Origin of the sequence: Glacieibacterium sp. (genome assembly GCF_965200405.1) — a bacterium.
GTDB lineage: Bacteria > Pseudomonadota > Alphaproteobacteria > Sphingomonadales > Sphingomonadaceae > Glacieibacterium.
The window spans coordinates 114,028-130,540 of the sequence record NZ_OZ241356.1; the positions used below are offsets into that span (position 1 = coordinate 114,028).

General features: G+C 65.6%; 10 protein-coding genes and 1 tRNA gene. 7 read left to right on the forward strand and 4 right to left on the reverse strand.

Annotated elements, in window-relative coordinates; translation table 11 throughout:
• Nucleotides 1-217: 217 nt before the first annotated feature.
• A complete protein-coding gene (locus ACOFKW_RS00465; RefSeq protein WP_419815389.1) occupies nucleotides 218-2,524 on the reverse strand; it encodes a TonB-dependent receptor in 2,307 nt (768 codons plus the stop codon).
• 141 nt (nucleotides 2,525-2,665) lie between these two features.
• Here ACOFKW_RS00465 and ACOFKW_RS00470 point away from each other — a divergent pair, with 141 nt between their 5' ends.
• Nucleotides 2,666-4,186: an alkaline phosphatase D family protein gene (locus tag ACOFKW_RS00470; RefSeq protein ID WP_419815390.1), complete on the forward strand. Its 1,521-nt coding sequence runs from the start codon at nucleotides 2,666-2,668 to the stop codon at nucleotides 4,184-4,186.
• Nucleotides 4,187-4,285: 99 nt separating this feature from the next.
• Complete coding sequence (locus ACOFKW_RS00475; RefSeq protein ID WP_419815391.1) at nucleotides 4,286-5,761, forward strand: CHAD domain-containing protein; 1,476 nt, start codon at nucleotides 4,286-4,288, stop codon at nucleotides 5,759-5,761.
• 61 nt (nucleotides 5,762-5,822) lie between these two features.
• Here ACOFKW_RS00475 and ACOFKW_RS00480 read toward each other — a convergent pair whose 3' ends face one another.
• Entirely contained in the window at nucleotides 5,823-6,203 is a 381-nt protein-coding gene (locus ACOFKW_RS00480; RefSeq protein WP_419815392.1) for a GFA family protein, read from the reverse strand.
• Nucleotides 6,204-6,506: 303 nt separating this feature from the next.
• On the opposite strand from ACOFKW_RS00480, the gene ACOFKW_RS00485 reads away from it, so the two are divergent.
• Complete coding sequence (locus ACOFKW_RS00485; protein WP_419815393.1) at nucleotides 6,507-7,367, forward strand: DMT family transporter; 861 nt, start codon at nucleotides 6,507-6,509, stop codon at nucleotides 7,365-7,367.
• Nucleotides 7,368-7,485: 118 nt separating this feature from the next.
• Here ACOFKW_RS00485 and dgoD read toward each other — a convergent pair whose 3' ends face one another.
• Entirely contained in the window at nucleotides 7,486-8,628 is a 1,143-nt protein-coding gene (gene dgoD / locus ACOFKW_RS00490; RefSeq protein ID WP_419815394.1) for a galactonate dehydratase, read from the reverse strand.
• Between the two features lie 107 nt (nucleotides 8,629-8,735).
• Between dgoD and ACOFKW_RS00495 the strand changes: the two genes are divergently transcribed.
• Both ACOFKW_RS00495 and ACOFKW_RS00500 read left to right on the forward strand, forming a co-directional pair.
• On the forward strand, nucleotides 8,736-9,761 hold the full coding sequence (locus ACOFKW_RS00495) for an NAD(P)H-binding protein (RefSeq protein ID WP_419815395.1): 1,026 nt from the start codon (nucleotides 8,736-8,738) through the stop codon (nucleotides 9,759-9,761).
• 75 nt (nucleotides 9,762-9,836) lie between these two features.
• Entirely contained in the window at nucleotides 9,837-10,724 is an 888-nt protein-coding gene (locus ACOFKW_RS00500; protein ID WP_419815396.1) for an alpha/beta fold hydrolase, read from the forward strand.
• A 207-nt stretch (nucleotides 10,725-10,931) separates the two neighbouring features.
• Here ACOFKW_RS00500 and ACOFKW_RS00505 read toward each other — a convergent pair.
• Nucleotides 10,932-11,004: transfer RNA gene (locus tag ACOFKW_RS00505), tRNA-Thr, on the reverse strand.
• A 104-nt stretch (nucleotides 11,005-11,108) separates the two neighbouring features.
• Here ACOFKW_RS00505 and ACOFKW_RS00510 point away from each other — a divergent pair.
• Together ACOFKW_RS00510 and ACOFKW_RS00515 are read left to right on the forward strand one after the other, a co-directional pair.
• The gene (locus ACOFKW_RS00510; protein WP_419815397.1) at nucleotides 11,109-11,645 is read left to right on the forward strand and encodes a hypothetical protein; all 537 of its coding nucleotides are present in this window, start codon (nucleotides 11,109-11,111) and stop codon (nucleotides 11,643-11,645) included.
• 108 nt (nucleotides 11,646-11,753) lie between these two features.
• Entirely contained in the window at nucleotides 11,754-16,505 is a 4,752-nt protein-coding gene (locus tag ACOFKW_RS00515; RefSeq protein WP_419815398.1) for an NAD-glutamate dehydrogenase, read from the forward strand.
• Nucleotides 16,506-16,513: the final 8 nt, after the last annotated feature.

The window sequence follows — 16,513 nt, forward strand, 5'->3', positions numbered from 1 at the left end:
ATTTATCAGCAGTACCGGAGAGACAACCGCGCAAAGTAGCAACGACTTGATCGACATCCTGGGTCTCCGAAGGGCGCGTGAGCCTAGATCGGATGATTAGGATTCAGAGCTTGCGTGGCAATCACCATCTTGGGCGACGACATGATTAACAGCCGCTGTGGTTTGCCAGTCACATCGTCGCGCCAGGAGCAACCGCCGGACAGCGGCCGCCTTGTCCTCAGAAGCGGGTGCGGATCGTGCCGAACACCTGCCGGGGTGAACCGGCCTGCATCGTGTTGTTCAACGACGTCGCATCGTTGAAGAACTGGCCCGAGCCAAGGGCGGCAATATAGTTCTTGTTCAGCAGATTGACGGCATTCAGCTGGATTTCGACGCCCGACAGCCGGCTGGTCGAAGGAAAGCGATAGCCGAGCGCGGCGTCGAACAGGGTGAAGCCCGCGACGGTGACGTCGCCCGTATAGGTGACGTTGCGACGTGATGTGTAGGCGGCGGCAAAGTTGCCGAATACTTGCCCGTCATCATAGTTGATCTCACCCTTGGCGAGATGGGCGGGCGTATCGACGGTGCGGACACCCTTGGTCTTGACCTGCAGAGCGCCATTGACCGTGTTATCGTCGTAGGTGCTGTCGTTGTAGGAATAGGAGGCGATCAGCGAAAGCGGGCGCGCGATCCGGTAAGTTGCGCCGACTTCGACGCCGCGGCTGGTGACGCTGCCGACATTCTGCAGGATGCTTGGATTGCCGAGGATGTTGGCACCGCTGAACGCCGCGAGCAGCCGGTTCTTGAACTTGACGTCGTACAGGGCGACGACGCCGCGGACCGGACCGAGGTCGAAGCGCCAGCCGCCTTCGATCGTGCGCGACGTCTCGGGCTTGAGGACGCCGCGGATCGCTTCGAAGCCGACCTGGGTCGTCCCGAAAGGTCCTCGGAACGAGCTGATATAGGCGCGCATGTTTTCGGCGTAGTTGGCGAACAGTTCCTGGCTGCCGATCTTGTAGGTTGCACCCACCTGTGGCTGGAACCAGTCCTTCGCCGCGATCTTGCCGTTGATGAACGGCGTGCCGAAGGTGGTAGTGATGCCGTTCTCGACGCGAGCCCCCTTGAAGCCGCCGGCGACCGTCAGTGCATCGCCGAGCTGCCAGCTGTCGCTGACGAAATACTGGTTGGTCACGGTGGTCAGGTCGGTCAGGAAGTCGCTGCGGAATGGATTTTGCAGCAACTCGGTGACGTCGGGCCGGTTGGTCTGGCTGACGGCATAGTAACTGCGATCGGTGCTGGCCTTGTTGTCTTCGTGCCAATAGCCGAGTTGGAGCGTGTGATTGCCGAGGCGCGCGGTCAGGTTGGCGAGGCCGCCGTCGCGGTTGATCGCATATTCCGTGGTGCGCACGGAAAGCGGAAAACCGTCCGGGCTGAACACTGCCGGAGTATAGATGCCGCCGCTGCCACGATCGTAGTGATGATAATAGGTCGCCGACGCATCGAGCCAGTCGTTGACCGGCAGCTTGAGCGTCAGGGCGCCGAGGACGTCGCGACGGAAGCCGCCGCTGTCGTAATAGGTATCGTTGACATTCTTGTAGGGGCTGGGAAAAACCACGCCCGCTGTTGGAAACGGTAGGGGGCGTTTGGCCGCGTTGGCGGTCTGGTTCGCACTGACCTGCGACAGCAGCACCGCCGTGGCGAAATCCGGCTGGAGAAAGTCGAGATCGTACCCAAGCCGGGACAGGGTTGCCGGAGACAGGTCGACGTAGTTGCGTTCCCTGTGAAGCGAATAATTGACCCAGCCGGTCAGCGACGCGTCACCGATGGCCTGCTGCAGCTTCACATTGACCTTCCGGTCGGTCTGCTTGCCGTAGCCCTTCCACTTGTCGGCATCATGGAACACGCCCGAGAGTGACAGCCGGGTACCGCTGGGCAGTTCCCCACTGTCGAGGCGGGCGAACACGTGAATCGTGTCATTCATGCCGTAGGTCGCATCGATCTCGCCGCCGAATGCCTCCGTCGGCGCGCGCGACCTGAATTCGAGATTGCCGCCGAGATTGCTGGTCGAGGCGATGCCGAGGCCACCCGCACCCTGCGAAACGTCGACGCCGGCGATGTTCTCCGCAGCGATCGCGCGGCTGACGTGCAGGCCGTTATGGTTGTTGTAGAACATGTCGCCGAGCGGCACGCCGTCGAGCGTGTAGCCCATCTGGCTCTGGTTGAAGCCGCGTACCGACAGGCGGGTACCGAGCTCATAGCTGCCGAAGGGATCCGAGCTTTGCAGCGCGACGCCGGGGAGCCGCGCCACGGCCTTGAGCGGTGAACTACCCGGCGGCAGGATTTCGATAGCCTTGGCCGACAGGCTCTGTTCCTGCCGGACCTTGCCGCTGCCGTAGACGACGATTTCCTGATCGGCAGCGTCCGCTTCGGCGGCGCTAGCAGTCGCGGCGCTGGGCGTCTCACCGGCAGTCGTCACCTGGGCGTTACCAAGCGTGGGCAGGACGGCGGCGATGCAGGCGGCGCCGAGCAACAGTTTGTAATTCATCTATTATCCTTCGGCGAGGTAGCGCCGCATGGTCGTGTCGCTAGACGTCGATCACGACAGTCGTGTTACGGGTTCGAGACATGTCCGCGACGCTGCAGCCGTGTGTCACCGCGCCGACATATCCGCGCGATAGGATCGGCCATGACGTTTTCCCCGCCAGCCATGCTTTGGCACCGCCGCGCGGTGCTTGCCGCAATGGTGGCTCTATCGGCAGTTCCGGCGATTGCGGCCGATCCGGGCGCGCGGACGACGGTCGATCCGTTCGGACTGGGTGTTGCCAGCGGTGACCCGGATCTCGACGGGTTCGTGCTCTGGACACGCCTGGTCGGGCCAGCGACCGAGCCGCTGCAGGCCGGCGCCGTCATCGTTCGCTGCGAGATTGCGGCCGATCCCGGCTTTCGCCGCATCGTCCGCTCGCTGCGCGGCCTTGCGCGCCCCGAGGCCGCGCATGCCGTCCATATCGAGGTGAGCGCGCTGCCGTCGGGGCGCCCCTACTGGTATCGCTTCCACGCGCTTGGCGCCACGAGCCCCGCCGGCCGGGCAACGACAGTTCCGCGCCTGGTATCGACGCTGAGGCTGGCCGTGACCTCCTGCCAGCATTGGGAGCAAGCCCGGTTCGGCGCCTATCGCGATATCGTCGCGGCGAACCCCGACCTGATCCTCCAGCTTGGCGACTACATCTACGAGCAGTCCTACGAGGGCCAGGCGAAGGTCCGCGCGTTCGGGGCGCCGGAGCCTCGTGACCTGGAGGGCTATCGCCGCCGGCATGCCCTCTACAAGACCGATCCCGATTTGCAGGCGGCACACCGCGCCGCGCCGTGGTTGGTGACCTGGGACGATCACGAGGTGCTCAACGATTATGCCAATCTGGCCAATCGCGACGGCCTGCCCGCCGCGCTGTTCGCACCGCGCCGCGCCGCCGCCTACCAGGCCTATTTCGAACACATGCCGATCCGGCCGAGCCTGTGGCGCGGACGACAGTCGCCAAGGCTGTACCGGGCGCTCGACTGGGGCGATCTCGCCTCGTTGTCGGTGCTCGACACGCGGCAATATCGAAGCGACCCGCCCTGCGCTGCACCCGCTGTCGCCCGCAATGTCCGGCTCGAAGGCTGCGCCGATGCCGCTGCGCCGGGACGGACAATCATGGGCGCTGTCCAGGAGCGATGGCTGGCGGATCGTCTTGCTGCCAACCGCCGGGCATGGACAGTCATCGCCCAGCAGGTGTTCTTCGCGCCGCTGTACCTCGATGGCGGCCACCGGGCAGTGTTCAGCGACCAATGGGATGGCTATGCCGCCAACCGGACACGCCTCCTCGGGCAGCTAGGGCAGCCCGCCGTCAACAACGCGCTCGTTCTCAGCGGTGACGTGCATTCCTTCTGGCTTAACGATCTCGACGATGCGACCGGCCGGCGCGTTGGCACCGAAATCGTGACATCGGCGCTCGGCGCCGCCTCCCCGCCACCCGGTCGCTTCGGCGACGCCACCGGCAACAATGCGCACATTCGCTACAGTGACGTGACCAACGCCGGCTACGTCCTGCTCGATATCGACAAGTCGCAGGTGCACGTCGACTTTCGGGCGATCGCCGATCGGACCGACGCCGCAAGTCCAATGCGATCGATCCGCAAATTCGCGATTCCGGCCGCCGGGCAGCTCGCATAGGTCGGGCAGTCCCGGGCTTGCGGAAGGGGCCGGTTGCGCCCCGCTACGGTCAAGCTTACTGGCATCTCCCCATAAAATGGTGATCCGGAGCTTGTCAGGATGCCGACCAACGATGCCGCAGCGCTGATCGGACGTGAAATCGAGCTCAAGCTCGAAGTATCGCCGGCTGACATCGAGCAGTTGGCCACCGCCGCGTCGCAAGTCAGCGGCGCAGTACACGCCACGATGCTGACATCGGTCTATTTCGATACGCCCGATCAGATGCTGTACCAAGCCGGCGTATCGTTGCGGGTACGCCATGACGGCGACCGTCGGATTCAGACCGTCAAGGTCGATGCCAGTCGCGGCGTAGGTCTGTTCGATCGACCGGAATGCGAAATCGAGATCGAGGGCGACACGCCCGACCTCGACGACGCGCGAAGCGAGCTCACGGCGAGGTTCGGCAAGAAGGCAATGAAGCGAATTGTGCCGGTGTTCCGCTCGGACGTGACCCGGACCAAGATGCTCGCGGCGATCGATGATGCGGCAATCGAGTTCGTCATCGACCAAGGCACCGTGATCGCCGACAATGTCTCCGCTCCAATCTGTGAGATCGAGCTCGAACTGAAGAGCGGCGCTCTGTCCGCACTGTTCGCACTCGCACGCCGGCTCGGCGAGGCCGGCGCCGTTCGGCTCGGTGTCCTGTCGAAGGCCGAGCGCGGCTATCTGCTGCTGGCGCCGCCATCGGACAGCTCGTCGAAAGCCGATCCGATAATGCTCGACAGCGACATGACGGCGGCAGCGGCATTCCGGACGATCGCCTGGTCGTGCCTGCGTCAATACCGGCTCAACGAGACCGTCCTGATTGCTACCGGAGATGCCGACGCGCTGCATCAGGCACGCGTCGCGCTGCGTCGGCTGCGTTCGGCACTGTCGCTCTTCAAGTCGGTGATCGAGGATGAGAGCTACGACCGACTGCGCTCCGAACTACGCTGGTTGTCCGGCGTCCTGGGCGAAGCGCGCAATCTCGATGTGCTGATCGAACTGGCGAGGGGTATCGGTGGGCTCGATCGGCTGCAGACGGAACGAGCCGGTGCCTATAAGCTGGTCGGCGAGACGCTCGCCGCACCACGAACGCGGCGGTTGATGCTCGACCTTGCCGAATGGCTGACTCTCGGAATCCAGGACGAGGCACATACGAGTCCGCTAGTCGTCGACTTCGCGACCCACCGGCTCGAACACTTGCGCAAGCGATTGAAGAAGAACGGCACGCACTTTGCCGAGCTCTCCGACGAAGATCGACATCGGGTGCGGATCGACGCCAAGAAAATGCGCTATGCGACCGAGTTCTTTAAATCGCTGTACCCGGCCAAGAAGTCAGCCCGCCGCCACAAGCGCTTCCGAAACGCGTTGGAGACATTTCAGACTATCCTCGGCGATCTCAACGACCAGGTGACGGGGCGGCTTGTCCTTGAAAGACTTGGCTTGAGCAATCTATGCCCCGAGGCCTGGAGCATCCCGGCGAACCGCAGCAGGCTGATCGATCAGGGCGCTGCAACATACGGTTCATTGCTCGAGGTCGAACGCTTCTGGTGACCCAACACGGCGGGCGTTGGGACTGCACAAGACGAGGCATTCGGGTCTATGAGTATCCGCCTTACCAGCTGGCGCCGTCGATGAACCGGCGAGGCAGCGCGCTCCACAACTCCGGGTCGAACAACCTGAGATTGATCCCCATCCGCTTATACTCTGGATCGAACGCGCTCCAGTGGGTGACGACGCCGCAGGTTTCGCAATGCCACAACGTCAGGGTGGCATCGCCCTGCACATAGCCTGCGCCCACCCCCGTGACCTGTACTTTGCCTGGCGGACTGTAAGTCCAGAGGGCACCGGTCCGCCGGCAGATCGAGCAATTACACTCGCTGGCGTCGACCGGATCGGCTTCGATGACAATGCGGATCGCCCCGCAGTGGCAGCTTCCTTCATGGCTCATGCCGGCATCTCCGCGCCCGTCCGTCAAGTCTGGCCGCCAGATCATGGCAACAATGTCGAAGGCCGTTCAACACTCTATCGCCAAGGCAGCTCAGGGAAGTTGCGGGAATGTCCACGTTCGAGGCGAGGAACGACCTGCAAGTTTGAGACAGCGAGCAACGCGGCGACATAGCTCGATACTGGCGCGGACCATTCCGAGCGGCTAGTCGACTCTACGCAGCAAAGAGCCACTCGCGCTGTCCGCTTTGCGCCTGCTGTCGATGTTTCACCCGATCGGTTTCTGAAGATGGACGATCCACATCCGCCCTTGTGGCGTGTCGCCGGTTTCGCTCTGTCAGCGGCGGGCGCGATGCTATTTGCGATCAAGGGCGTACTGATCAAACTGATCTACCGCTATGGCATCGACACGACGAGCCTACTCGCGATGCGGATGGTGTTGGCCGTGCCGGTGTTCGCACTCGTCGGCGCTCATCGCTGGCAGCAACTGGAACGGGAGGCCCGGCCCGATGCCCGCACCATCGGACTGGCCATGCTCGTCGGCATTATCGGCTATTACGTCTCCTCCTGGCTCGACTTTCAGGGACTTCAGACGCTCGATGCGCAAATCGAGCGTCTGATCCTGTTCACCTATCCGTTCCTGGTAATCATGTTCGGTCGACTGCTGCTCGGACATCCCCTTCGCGCGCACGCGCTGCTGGGTGCCGGCCTCAGCTATGTCGGCCTGTTCGTGATGTTTGCCGGCGAGCCGACGCGGCTGGGAACAGCGGCGCTGATCGGCGGCGCGTTCGTGGCGATCGCGGCAGTGACCTTCGCCCTGTACCAGCTGTTCGCGCGCGAGTTGATCATGCGTTGCGGGCCATCCCTGTTCACCGCCATCGCAATGAGCGCGGCCGGGGTCGCGGCACTGGTCGGCTTCTTTCTGACGCACCCCGCAGCGGCGCTCGTGCCGCCGCAGGGCGCTTGGGCACTGATCGTGGCACTCGCCGCGTTCGCCACAATCGTTCCCGCCTTCCTGATGTCGGCGGGCACCGGGAGAATCGGCGCGCAAGGCACCGCCATCGTTTCAACGATCAGCCCGGTGGTAACGATCGGCCTCGCGATCATGGTGCTGGGCGAGCCCTTTGGCTGGCCCGAGGCCGTCGGCACGATCTGCGTTCTCGGCGGTGTCGGCCTGTTCAGCGTGATCGAGAGCCGTCCACGTTCGGTTTAGTCGGGCGGGACCGCGGATCGCAACCGCGCGTCCTCCAGCGCCGTGGTTGCCCGTTGATCAAGCATAGGGTGAATGTTCGCTCGCCGCCCCGCCGTCTTGGTGACGCCAGTCTCGGTCGTCACCACTCGCGGACGGCACCATCTGGTCCTCGCCAGACCGGGTTGCGCCACGTCTCGGTCATGCTCCCCGCCGCCTCGCGCACATGCGCCTCATCGATCACGATGCCGAGCCCAGGACCTTCAAGGGCCGCAACCATCCCGTCGTGCACATCGAACGGCGACGGATCGGCGAGATAGGTCAGCAGGTCGTGCCCCCCGGTGTTGTAATGGATGCCGAGCGACATCTCCTGGATGACGAAATTCGGAGCCGTGAGTGCGATCTGCATGCATGCCGCCAGCGCCAGTGGACCGAGCGGACAATGCGGCGCGATTGCCACGTCGAAGGCTTCGGCCATGGCAGCGATCCTACGGCACTCCGAAATGCCGCCGGCGTGGCTCAGGTCCGGCTGCACGATATCGACGCAATTGGCCTCGAATATCCGCTTGAAATCCCAGCGGCTGTAGAGGCGCTCGCCCAGCGCAATCGGCACCGTCGTGTGGCGCGACAGTTCGATGATGCCTTCGAGATTTTCCGACAGCAGCGGCTCCTCGATGAATAAAGGCCGGAGCGGCTGCACCGCTGCTGCAAGCTGCTTGGCCATCGGCCGGTGCACGCGACCATGAAAATCGATCCCGACGTCAAGCCCTTCGGCCTGCACCGCAGCGACGCGCTCGACCGTGGCGTCGAGCGCCTTGGGACTGTCGAGCCAGCCGAGGTCCTCGGTCGCGTTCATCTTTACCGCCTTGAAGCCTTGCGCCAGCCGGCCACGTGCAGCTTCGGCAACGTCATGCGGGCGGTCGCCGCCGATCCAGGCATAGACGGCAACCCGATCCCGCACCCTGCCGCCGAGCAGCTGCCAAACCGGTACGTCGAGCAACTTCCCCTTCAGATCCCACAGGGCTTGGTCGAGGCCCGACAGGGCCGACATCAGCACTGGCCCACCGCGATAGAATCCCAACCGGTATGCGATCTGCCAAATGTCCTCGATGCGCGCCGGATCGTGCCCGATAAAGCGATCACGGAGCGCCGCGAAAGCGCCCTCCACGGCCTCGGCATGCCCCTCCAGGCTTGCCTCTCCCCAGCCTACAGCACCGTCATCCGTCTCGATGCGGACGAACAGCCACCGCGGCGGCACCTTGAAGGTTTCGATTTTGCGGATCACCGGCACAACCTTGAACTCCAGCTGGCTATCGTCAGGTGCAACGCTGCTCGACCAAGACCGTAGCCTCTATATCGATCCAAGACAGGGCGTCGCGTCATCCATAACGCTTGGCTTCGTGTCTGACCCGTGGCTTTCTGGGCGGCGAACAAACAAAAATGACGAACGACCCTCCTCAATCGGCGAAGCGCCTACGGATATGCGTCCTCGGCGCCACTGGCACCATCGGGCGTGCGGTGACCCTTGCCCTAGTAAAGCGTGGCTGCGACGTCGTCTGCTTCGGGCGGGCGGGGACGGCGGTCGAAGGAGCGACCGTCAGGACGATCGACGTCACGGATCCGGCGGCTTGGGCTGGCGATGCTCTCGCCGGCGCACGTTTCGACGCTCTGATCTCTTGCCTGGCGTCGCGCACCGGCGTGCCTGATGATGCATGGGCGATCGACCACGACGCGCATTTGAACGCGCTGGCAGCGGCGCAGCAAGCCAGTGTCGGTCACTTCATCCTGTTGTCCGCGATCTGCGTGCAGAAGCCGCAGCTTGCCTTCCAGCGCGCCAAACTGGCCTTCGAAATAGCGCTGATCGCTTCCGGTATGCGCTATTCGATTGTGCGGCCGACTGCATTCTTCAAATCGCTGTCCGGCCAGATCGAGCGCGTTCGGCAGGGCCGCCCCTTTCTGATCTTCGGGGATGGGCGACTAACCGCGTGCAAGCCGATCAGCGACGCCGACCTTGCCGAGTATATCGTCGGCTGCATCGACGATGACAGTCGCTGGAACCGCATCCTGCCGATCGGTGGACCGGGCGAGGCGATCACGCCCCGGCAGCAGGGCGAGGCGCTGTTCGCGCTGCTCGGGCGCCCAGCGAAGTTCCGGTCGGTGCCGGTTGCCTTGCTGGACGGCGTCATCGCCGGCTTGGCGGTCCTCGGCCGCATGATACCGTCGCTCGCCGCCAAGGCCGAACTCGCTCGGATCGGCCGCTATTATGCCACTGAATCCATGCTGGTGCTGGACCCGCGCACTGCCCGGTACGATGCGGCGGCTACGCCTTCGACCGGAACCGAGACGCTCTTCGACCTCTACCAGGAAGTGTTGAACGGAACCGCTTCGCCGGAACGCGGCGATCATGCCGTCTTCTGACCCGCATCGCACGAGGAACCGCAATTGTCTGGACTGAGGCGAAGAGTGCGGACGGTTGTCGCTTGGGCGACCGGTTTGACTGTCCTTGGGGCCGTTGGCCTCGCCGTCGTTCTGTACGCGCCGGACAAGCCCCGCGCCGCTCTGGAAGCCGCCTATCCGGGCACCTACCGCAATGTCGACGGCGTGCGCCTGCGCCTGCGTGACAGCGGCCCGCGCGACGCACCGGCGGTGATCCTACTGCACGGTTTCGGAGCCAGCCTCGATACGTGGGAGCCTTGGGCGCGGGCATTGTCGACGCGCTTCCGGGTCGTCCGTCTGGACCTTCCCGGTTTCGGCCTGACCGGTGCCGATCCCACCGGCGACTATAGCGATGCTCGCGCGATGCAGATCCTCATCGAAATGATGGACCAGCTCGGGATCGAGCGAGCCAGCCTGGTCGGCAATTCGATGGGCGGGCGTATTGCCTGGACCTTCGCTGCGTTTCATCCATCGCGAGTATCGCGCCTCGTACTGATATCGCCGGACGGGTTCGCCAGCCCGGGCTTCGCCTATGGCCGCCCGCCGACGGTGCCGATCCTGATGCAGGCGCTGCCCTATGTCGCGCCGCGCGGACTGATCCGCGCCAATCTGGCGGCTGCCTACGCCCGGCCGGAGGCGCTGAGCGAGCCGACCCTGACCCGTTACCGCGACATGCTGCTGGCGCCCGGCGTGCGGGCCGCAATCCTGGCGCGGACCAGCCAGACGATCCTACAGGACCCCGCACCGCTCCTCGCCCGCGTCGAGGCGCCCACGCTTCTGCTATGGGGCGAAAAGGACCGCATGATCCCGATCAGCAACGCGGCTGACTATTTGCGCCACCTGCCCCATGCGACGCTGGTACGCCTGCCGAACCTCGGCCACGTTCCATTCGAGGAAGACCCGGCCCGATCGCTTGCCCCGGTGGAGCGCTTTCTGGCTAGTTAGCCTTAAACCGCTTAGCTAGATTTGGCGGGAAACGATGAACATAGAATCTCGCTCCAGGACAATGGCTCCCCGAATGCGCGTCATGGAGCATATCAGTGGCCATACGCCCTGATCGGGCACAGTTAGCCTCACAATCGGATAGCGCCACGCGTCTCAGTCATTGGGTTGCCAGCTTCCCACCCAGATTAAGTCCTAGGGAAAGACCGGTGCCGCTTAGGTGACTCGAACACCTGACCCCATCATTACGAATGATGTGCTCTACCGGCTGAGCTAAAGCGGCGTACCCGGGAGCGGGGCCTTTAGCAGCGGCTTTGCAGGGATACAAGCGGCGCGGCGCAAGCTGGGGTGGGCGTGGCCGTATGATGGCGCAGAAGGAGCGTCCTGATGGGTGATGAAGCAAGCGACGGGACGGATCGTCGCGAGCCGTTGTTCGAGCCGCCGCCGAGCCTGGTGCAGCGGCCTGAGCGACGGCTGACGGCGCGGGTCGCTGCGGGCTTTGCCGCCGGGCTTGGCCGGCATGAGTTTCGGGACAATGCGGTGACGCTGGCGTTCGACAGCGGCGGCACCCGCGTTACTGCGGTCGGATCGGCGGTGGCTGCTGCCTTTGCGCTGGAGTGTGGGCCGTGCGCGCTGGAGGTCGACGCCGACGATCTGGCGGCCTGCCTGCGCGATGCCTGCGACGTGCTGAAAGCTGCGCCTCGCGTCGTGCCGTTCGAGGCGGCAGTGCGTACGGCGCGAGCGGCCTGCGTTCTGCTGCGCGGGGTGTTGTTGCCGGTCGATGGTGGCGCCGAGGCGGTGCTGAGCTGGAAGGAAGTGCTGGACGCGGATGCAACGGCGCAGTTGCGCGCCGAACTGCTTCGTTCGATCGCGACAACGGGTGGCGAGGTCGCAAGCTCGGTCCGCGACGTGTTCGCCGATTAGGCGCAGGTCGATGGGATCGCCGTCGCGCTGGCGTCGGACCTTCGCGGCGGGTTGTCTGGCGCGCGGTGCGGACGCATAAGCGCGCCGCGACCAGTTCGGAGCAAATTCATGACGAGTGTCAGTGCAAATGGCGGATCCGGCGAGCCGGAGACGAGAAATGCGCTCGCCTGTGCGCTGTTCGACAGCGCTTTGCCCGGTGAAGCGGATGGCATCGATGCCGCTGCGCGTGAGGCGATCCTGAACTTCGTCGCTGGTGCCGTGTCCGAACGCGCTGCGGGAACGGTGTCGATGCAGCTCGAGCCGGCACCGGGCAGCACCGACGGGCCAGCCGCCCGTCGCCGCCTGAGCCTGGCCATCGTCAACGATGACATGCCGTTCATCGTCGACTCGGTGTCGTCGGCGATCACTGCCGAGGGCCTGGGCATCGACCGGCTGCTCCATCCGATCGTCGATGTGCGCCGCGATGCCGACGGGATATTGCTGGAGATCATCGGGCTGGCCAGCGGCACGCCTTCGACCGGCGTGACGCGCGAATCCATCGTCTATATCGAACTCGAGCGGGTTTCGGCCAAGGCGCGGACGGCGCTGATGGAGAACTTGCGCGCCGTGCTGGAGGATGTGCGCGTCGCGGTGGCGGACTGGCCGCAGATGCTGGCGCTGCTGCGGACCACGACGCAGGCGCTGATCGAGAACCCGCCGCCGGTGGCGCCGCATGCAGCCGCCGAGGCGGTGGCATTTCTGGAATGGTTGGCAAATAACAACTTCACGCTGCTCGGCGCGCGCCGGTATGGGCTGGGCGGCGACCTCGACGATCCGATGTTCGAGCCGTCGGCAGAGCCCGGACTGGGCGTGCTGCGCGACGCCGATTATCCGCTGTGGAACGGCACCGACGCGACGCCGCCGGCCAGCTTGAAGCGCCTGCTCGCCAAGCCCGACCCGTTGCTCATCACCAAGGCCGGTACCGTGTCCCGCGTGCACCGCCGGGTCAACGCCGACCTGATCGCGGTCAAGGGCTTCGACCGCGCCGGGCGAGTGATCAGCGAAACGCGCTTCCTTGGCCTGTTCACCAGCCATGCCCTGGCGGTGTCGCCGCGGCAGGTGCCGCTGCTGCGTCGCAAGGTCGGCGAGGTCATCGACGCGCTCGGCTTTTCGCACGGTGGGCATACCGGCAAGGCACTCATCCACGTCCTGGAGAGCTTCCCGCGCGAGGAGCTGTTCGAGGTCGGTGGCGTCCGCTTGCAGTCGATGGCGCTCGGATTGCTGTCCCTTCTCGACCGGCCGCGTCCCAAGCTGTTCGCCCGTCCCGACCCATTCGGGCGCTTTGTCTCCGTGCTCGTCTATGTGCCGCGCGACGGCTACGACCAGGGCATGCGCGAGGCGGTCGGGCGGATGCTGACCGAGACGCTCGGCGGGCGCCTGCTGCGCTATGAAGTCGAGCTGCGCGCCGAGGGACTGGCCCGCGTCCATTACATCGTCGACGTCTCGACCGGTGGCGCCAATGTCGATGAAGCCGATCTCGACCGCCGGCTCAACGTGCTGGTGCGCGGCTGGGACGAGGCGCTGGAGACGGCGCTGATCGACACCGCCGGTCCGGCTCGGGCGGCACGCCTGACGCTGACCTATGGCAAGGCGTTTTCTGCGAGCTACCGCGCCCAGTACACGGCGACCGAAGCCGCCGCCGATGCCGTCCACCTGTCCGAACTCGGCGACGAGAGCGAGCGTGCGGTCGACCTGTACCGGCGCGACGGTGACGCGCCGAACCAGCTGCGCCTCAAGATTTTCCGTGTCGGTGCGATCATCCCGCTGTCCGATGCGGTACCGGTGCTGGAAAACTTTGGCCTGCGGGTCATCGAGGAGTTCCCGTTCGACCTGGTTGGCGGCAAGCTCGGCTGGATTCACGACTTCCTGCTGGAAGCGCCCGACGGCCTGGCGCTGGACATCGAGCAACTGAAGCTGCGGGTCGAGCCTGCCCTGCGGGCGGTGCTGCTTGGCCAGCAGGAGAATGACGCTTTCAATGCGCTGGTCATCGGTGCCGGGCTGGATGCCGAGACCACTGGTTGGCTGCGCGCCTATTTCCGCTACCTACGCCAGACCGGCGTCGCCTATGGCCTGCAGACCGTCGTCGACGCACTCCGGCGCTATCCGGCGCTGACCGACGAACTGGTGGCGCTGTTCCGGACCCGGTTCGCGCTTGAGATCGCCGACCGAGACGCGGCGGCCGACGCCATTGCGGCGCGGATCGAGGCCGGCCTGGCAGCGGTCACCGCGATCGACGACGACCGCATCCTGCGGCTGTACCGCAGTGTCGTCATGGCCACCCTGCGCACCAACGCCTTCGTACCCGGCGGTCCGGAAGCGCTCGCCTTCAAGCTCGACAGCGCGCTGGTGCCCGACCTGCCGCCGCCGGTCCCGTTCCGGGAGATTTGGGTCTTCTCGGCGCGGGTCGAGGGCATCCACCTGCGCGCCGGGCCGATCGCGCGCGGCGGCCTGCGCTGGTCCGACCGCCGCGACGATTTCCGTACCGAGGTGCTGGGGCTGGTCAAGGCGCAGAAGGTCAAGAACACCGTCATCGTGCCGACCGGCTCGAAGGGCGGCTTCTACCCCAAGATGCTGCCCAGCCCGACCAATCGCGACGCCTGGCTGGCGGAGGGCACGGAGGCGTACCGGATCTACATCCGCGCGCTGTTGTCGATCACCGACAACCTCGATGCAGCGGGTGGCGTGGTGCCGCCGGCGAGCGTGATCTGCCACGATGCGCCCGATCCATATCTGGTGGTCGCGGCCGACAAGGGCACCGCGACCTTCTCTGACATCGCCAACGAGATCAGCCTCGACCACGGCTTCTGGCTCGGCGACGCTTTCGCGAGCGGCGGCAAGAACGGCTATGATCACAAGGCGATGGCGATCACCGCCAAGGGCGCCTGGATCTCCGTCGCACGTCATTTCCGCGAACTCGGCGTCGACGTGCAGAGCGATCCGGTGCGTGTCGTCGGCTGTGGCGACATGTCGGGCGACGTCTTCGGCAACGGCATGCTGCTGAGCCGCAGCATCCGTTTGCTCGCCGCCTATGATCACCGCCACATCTTCCTCGACCCGACGCCCGATGCCGAGGTCAGCTTCAAGGAGCGCGAGCGCCTGTTCGCCCTGCCCCGCTCGTCGTGGGACGACTATGACAAGTCGTTGATCTCCCAGGGCGGCGGCGTCTTTCCGCGCAGCCTCAAGTCGATCCCGATCTCGGCCGAGGTCAAGGCCGCACTGGGCATCGCTACCGACACCTGCTCGCCCTCGCAGCTGATTACCGCGATCCTGCGCAGCCCCGTCGACCTGCTGTGGTTCGGTGGCATCGGCACCTATGTGAAGTCCAGCGACGAGAACAATGCCGAGGTCGGCGACCGCGCCAACGATGCGCACCGCATCAACGGCTCCGAGGTCGGCGCCAAGGTCATCGGCGAGGGTGCGAACCTGGGCCTCACCCAGGCCGGCCGCCTGGAGTTCGCAGCGCATGGCGGGCGGCTCAACACCGACTTCATCGACAACTCCGCCGGCGTCGATTGCTCGGACAACGAGGTAAACATCAAGATCGCGCTCAACCCGGAGATTGCGGCCGGGCGACTGAGCGAGGCCGATCGCGATACGCTGCTGGTCGAGATGACCGACGATGTCGCGGCGCTCGTGCTGCGCGACAACACGCTGCAGACCCAGGCGCTGAGCATCGCCGAGCGTGGCGGCAACCCTGCCCTGCCCGCACACATTCGCCTGATCCAGACGCTGGAGGCCAGCGCCGCCAAGCTCGACCGCAGCGTCGAGGGGCTCGCCTCCGACGAGGTGCTGGCGCAGCGTGGGAGGTCCGGGGGCGCACTCGAGCGGCCCGAACTGGCGGTGGTCATGGCCTATGCCAAGATGGCCGTCTACGACGCGCTGGTCGCCAGCCCGGTCGTCGACGACGCGCTGCTGGTTCCCGACCTGCATGCCGCCTTTCCCCGTGCGATGCAGGAGCGATACGCCGCCGCGATCGACGGCCACCGCCTGCGCCGCGAGTTGATCGCGACCAAGCTGGCCAACGCGCTGGTCAATCGCGGCGGGCTGACGCTGCCGTTCGAGCTGGCCGAAGAGATGAGCGTCGGGCTCGACGAGGTCGCCAGCGCGTTTGTGGCGGCGCGCGCGCTGTTCGACTTCCGGACCTTGTGGGCGGCGATCGATACCAGCGCGGTCCCCGGGCCGGTCCAGCTCGACCTGCACGTCGATGCGGTGGCTGCGCTGCGGACCCAGATGGCTGACCTGATCCGTTCGAGCGGCGGTCTTGGCGCTTCGGCACTCGTCGAGCGGCTGCGTCCGGGCGTCGACCGCATGGGCGCGACGGTGTTCGACCTGCTGCGACCCGAGCCGCGAGCCGAGATCGACCGGATGCGGGCGCGGCTCGAGGCTCAATCGACGCCGGCCGATGTCTCGGATCAACTGCTGCGGATCAACGCCCTCGATGGTGCGGTCGGTGTCGGCCTGCTGTCGTCGGATCTCGGCATCGACGAGGCGGCGGCGGCGCGCGCTTATACCGCGCTCGGCGAGGCGCTCGGGCTTGACTGGGCCAAGGGCGCGGCGGCGGCACTGACCCCCGCCGACCCGTGGGAGCGCCTGCTCCAGGCCGGTCTGGTCCGCGACTTCGAGCAGCTCCGCCTCGACCTGATGAAGCGTATCGTCGAGCCGGGCGGCGATCCGGTGGCCTCGGTCGATAGCTGGCTGGCGGCGAATGCGACGAGCGTGACGCGCGTTGCCGGACCGGTATCGCGGGCGCGCAGCGGTGGTCCGGTGACCACTGCGATGCTCGCGCACCTCGCCAACCAGGCACGGGCGGCGCTGGGCTGATCGATCCG

What these genes read in the sequence shown, in the direction of transcription:
- ACOFKW_RS00465 (WP_419815389.1), bottom strand. Translation starts at nt 2,524, where the DNA reads ATGAATTACAAACTGTTGCTCGGCGCCGCCTGCATCGCCGCCGTCCTG.
- ACOFKW_RS00470 (WP_419815390.1), top strand. Translation starts at nt 2,666, where the DNA reads ATGACGTTTTCCCCGCCAGCCATGCTTTGGCACCGCCGCGCGGTGCTT.
- ACOFKW_RS00475 (WP_419815391.1), top strand. Translation starts at nt 4,286, where the DNA reads ATGCCGACCAACGATGCCGCAGCGCTGATCGGACGTGAAATCGAGCTC.
- ACOFKW_RS00480 (WP_419815392.1), bottom strand. Translation starts at nt 6,203, where the DNA reads ATGATCTGGCGGCCAGACTTGACGGACGGGCGCGGAGATGCCGGCATG.
- ACOFKW_RS00485 (WP_419815393.1), top strand. Translation starts at nt 6,507, where the DNA reads ATGCTATTTGCGATCAAGGGCGTACTGATCAAACTGATCTACCGCTAT.
- ACOFKW_RS00510 (WP_419815397.1), top strand. Translation starts at nt 11,109, where the DNA reads ATGGGTGATGAAGCAAGCGACGGGACGGATCGTCGCGAGCCGTTGTTC.
- ACOFKW_RS00515 (WP_419815398.1), top strand. Translation starts at nt 11,754, where the DNA reads ATGACGAGTGTCAGTGCAAATGGCGGATCCGGCGAGCCGGAGACGAGA.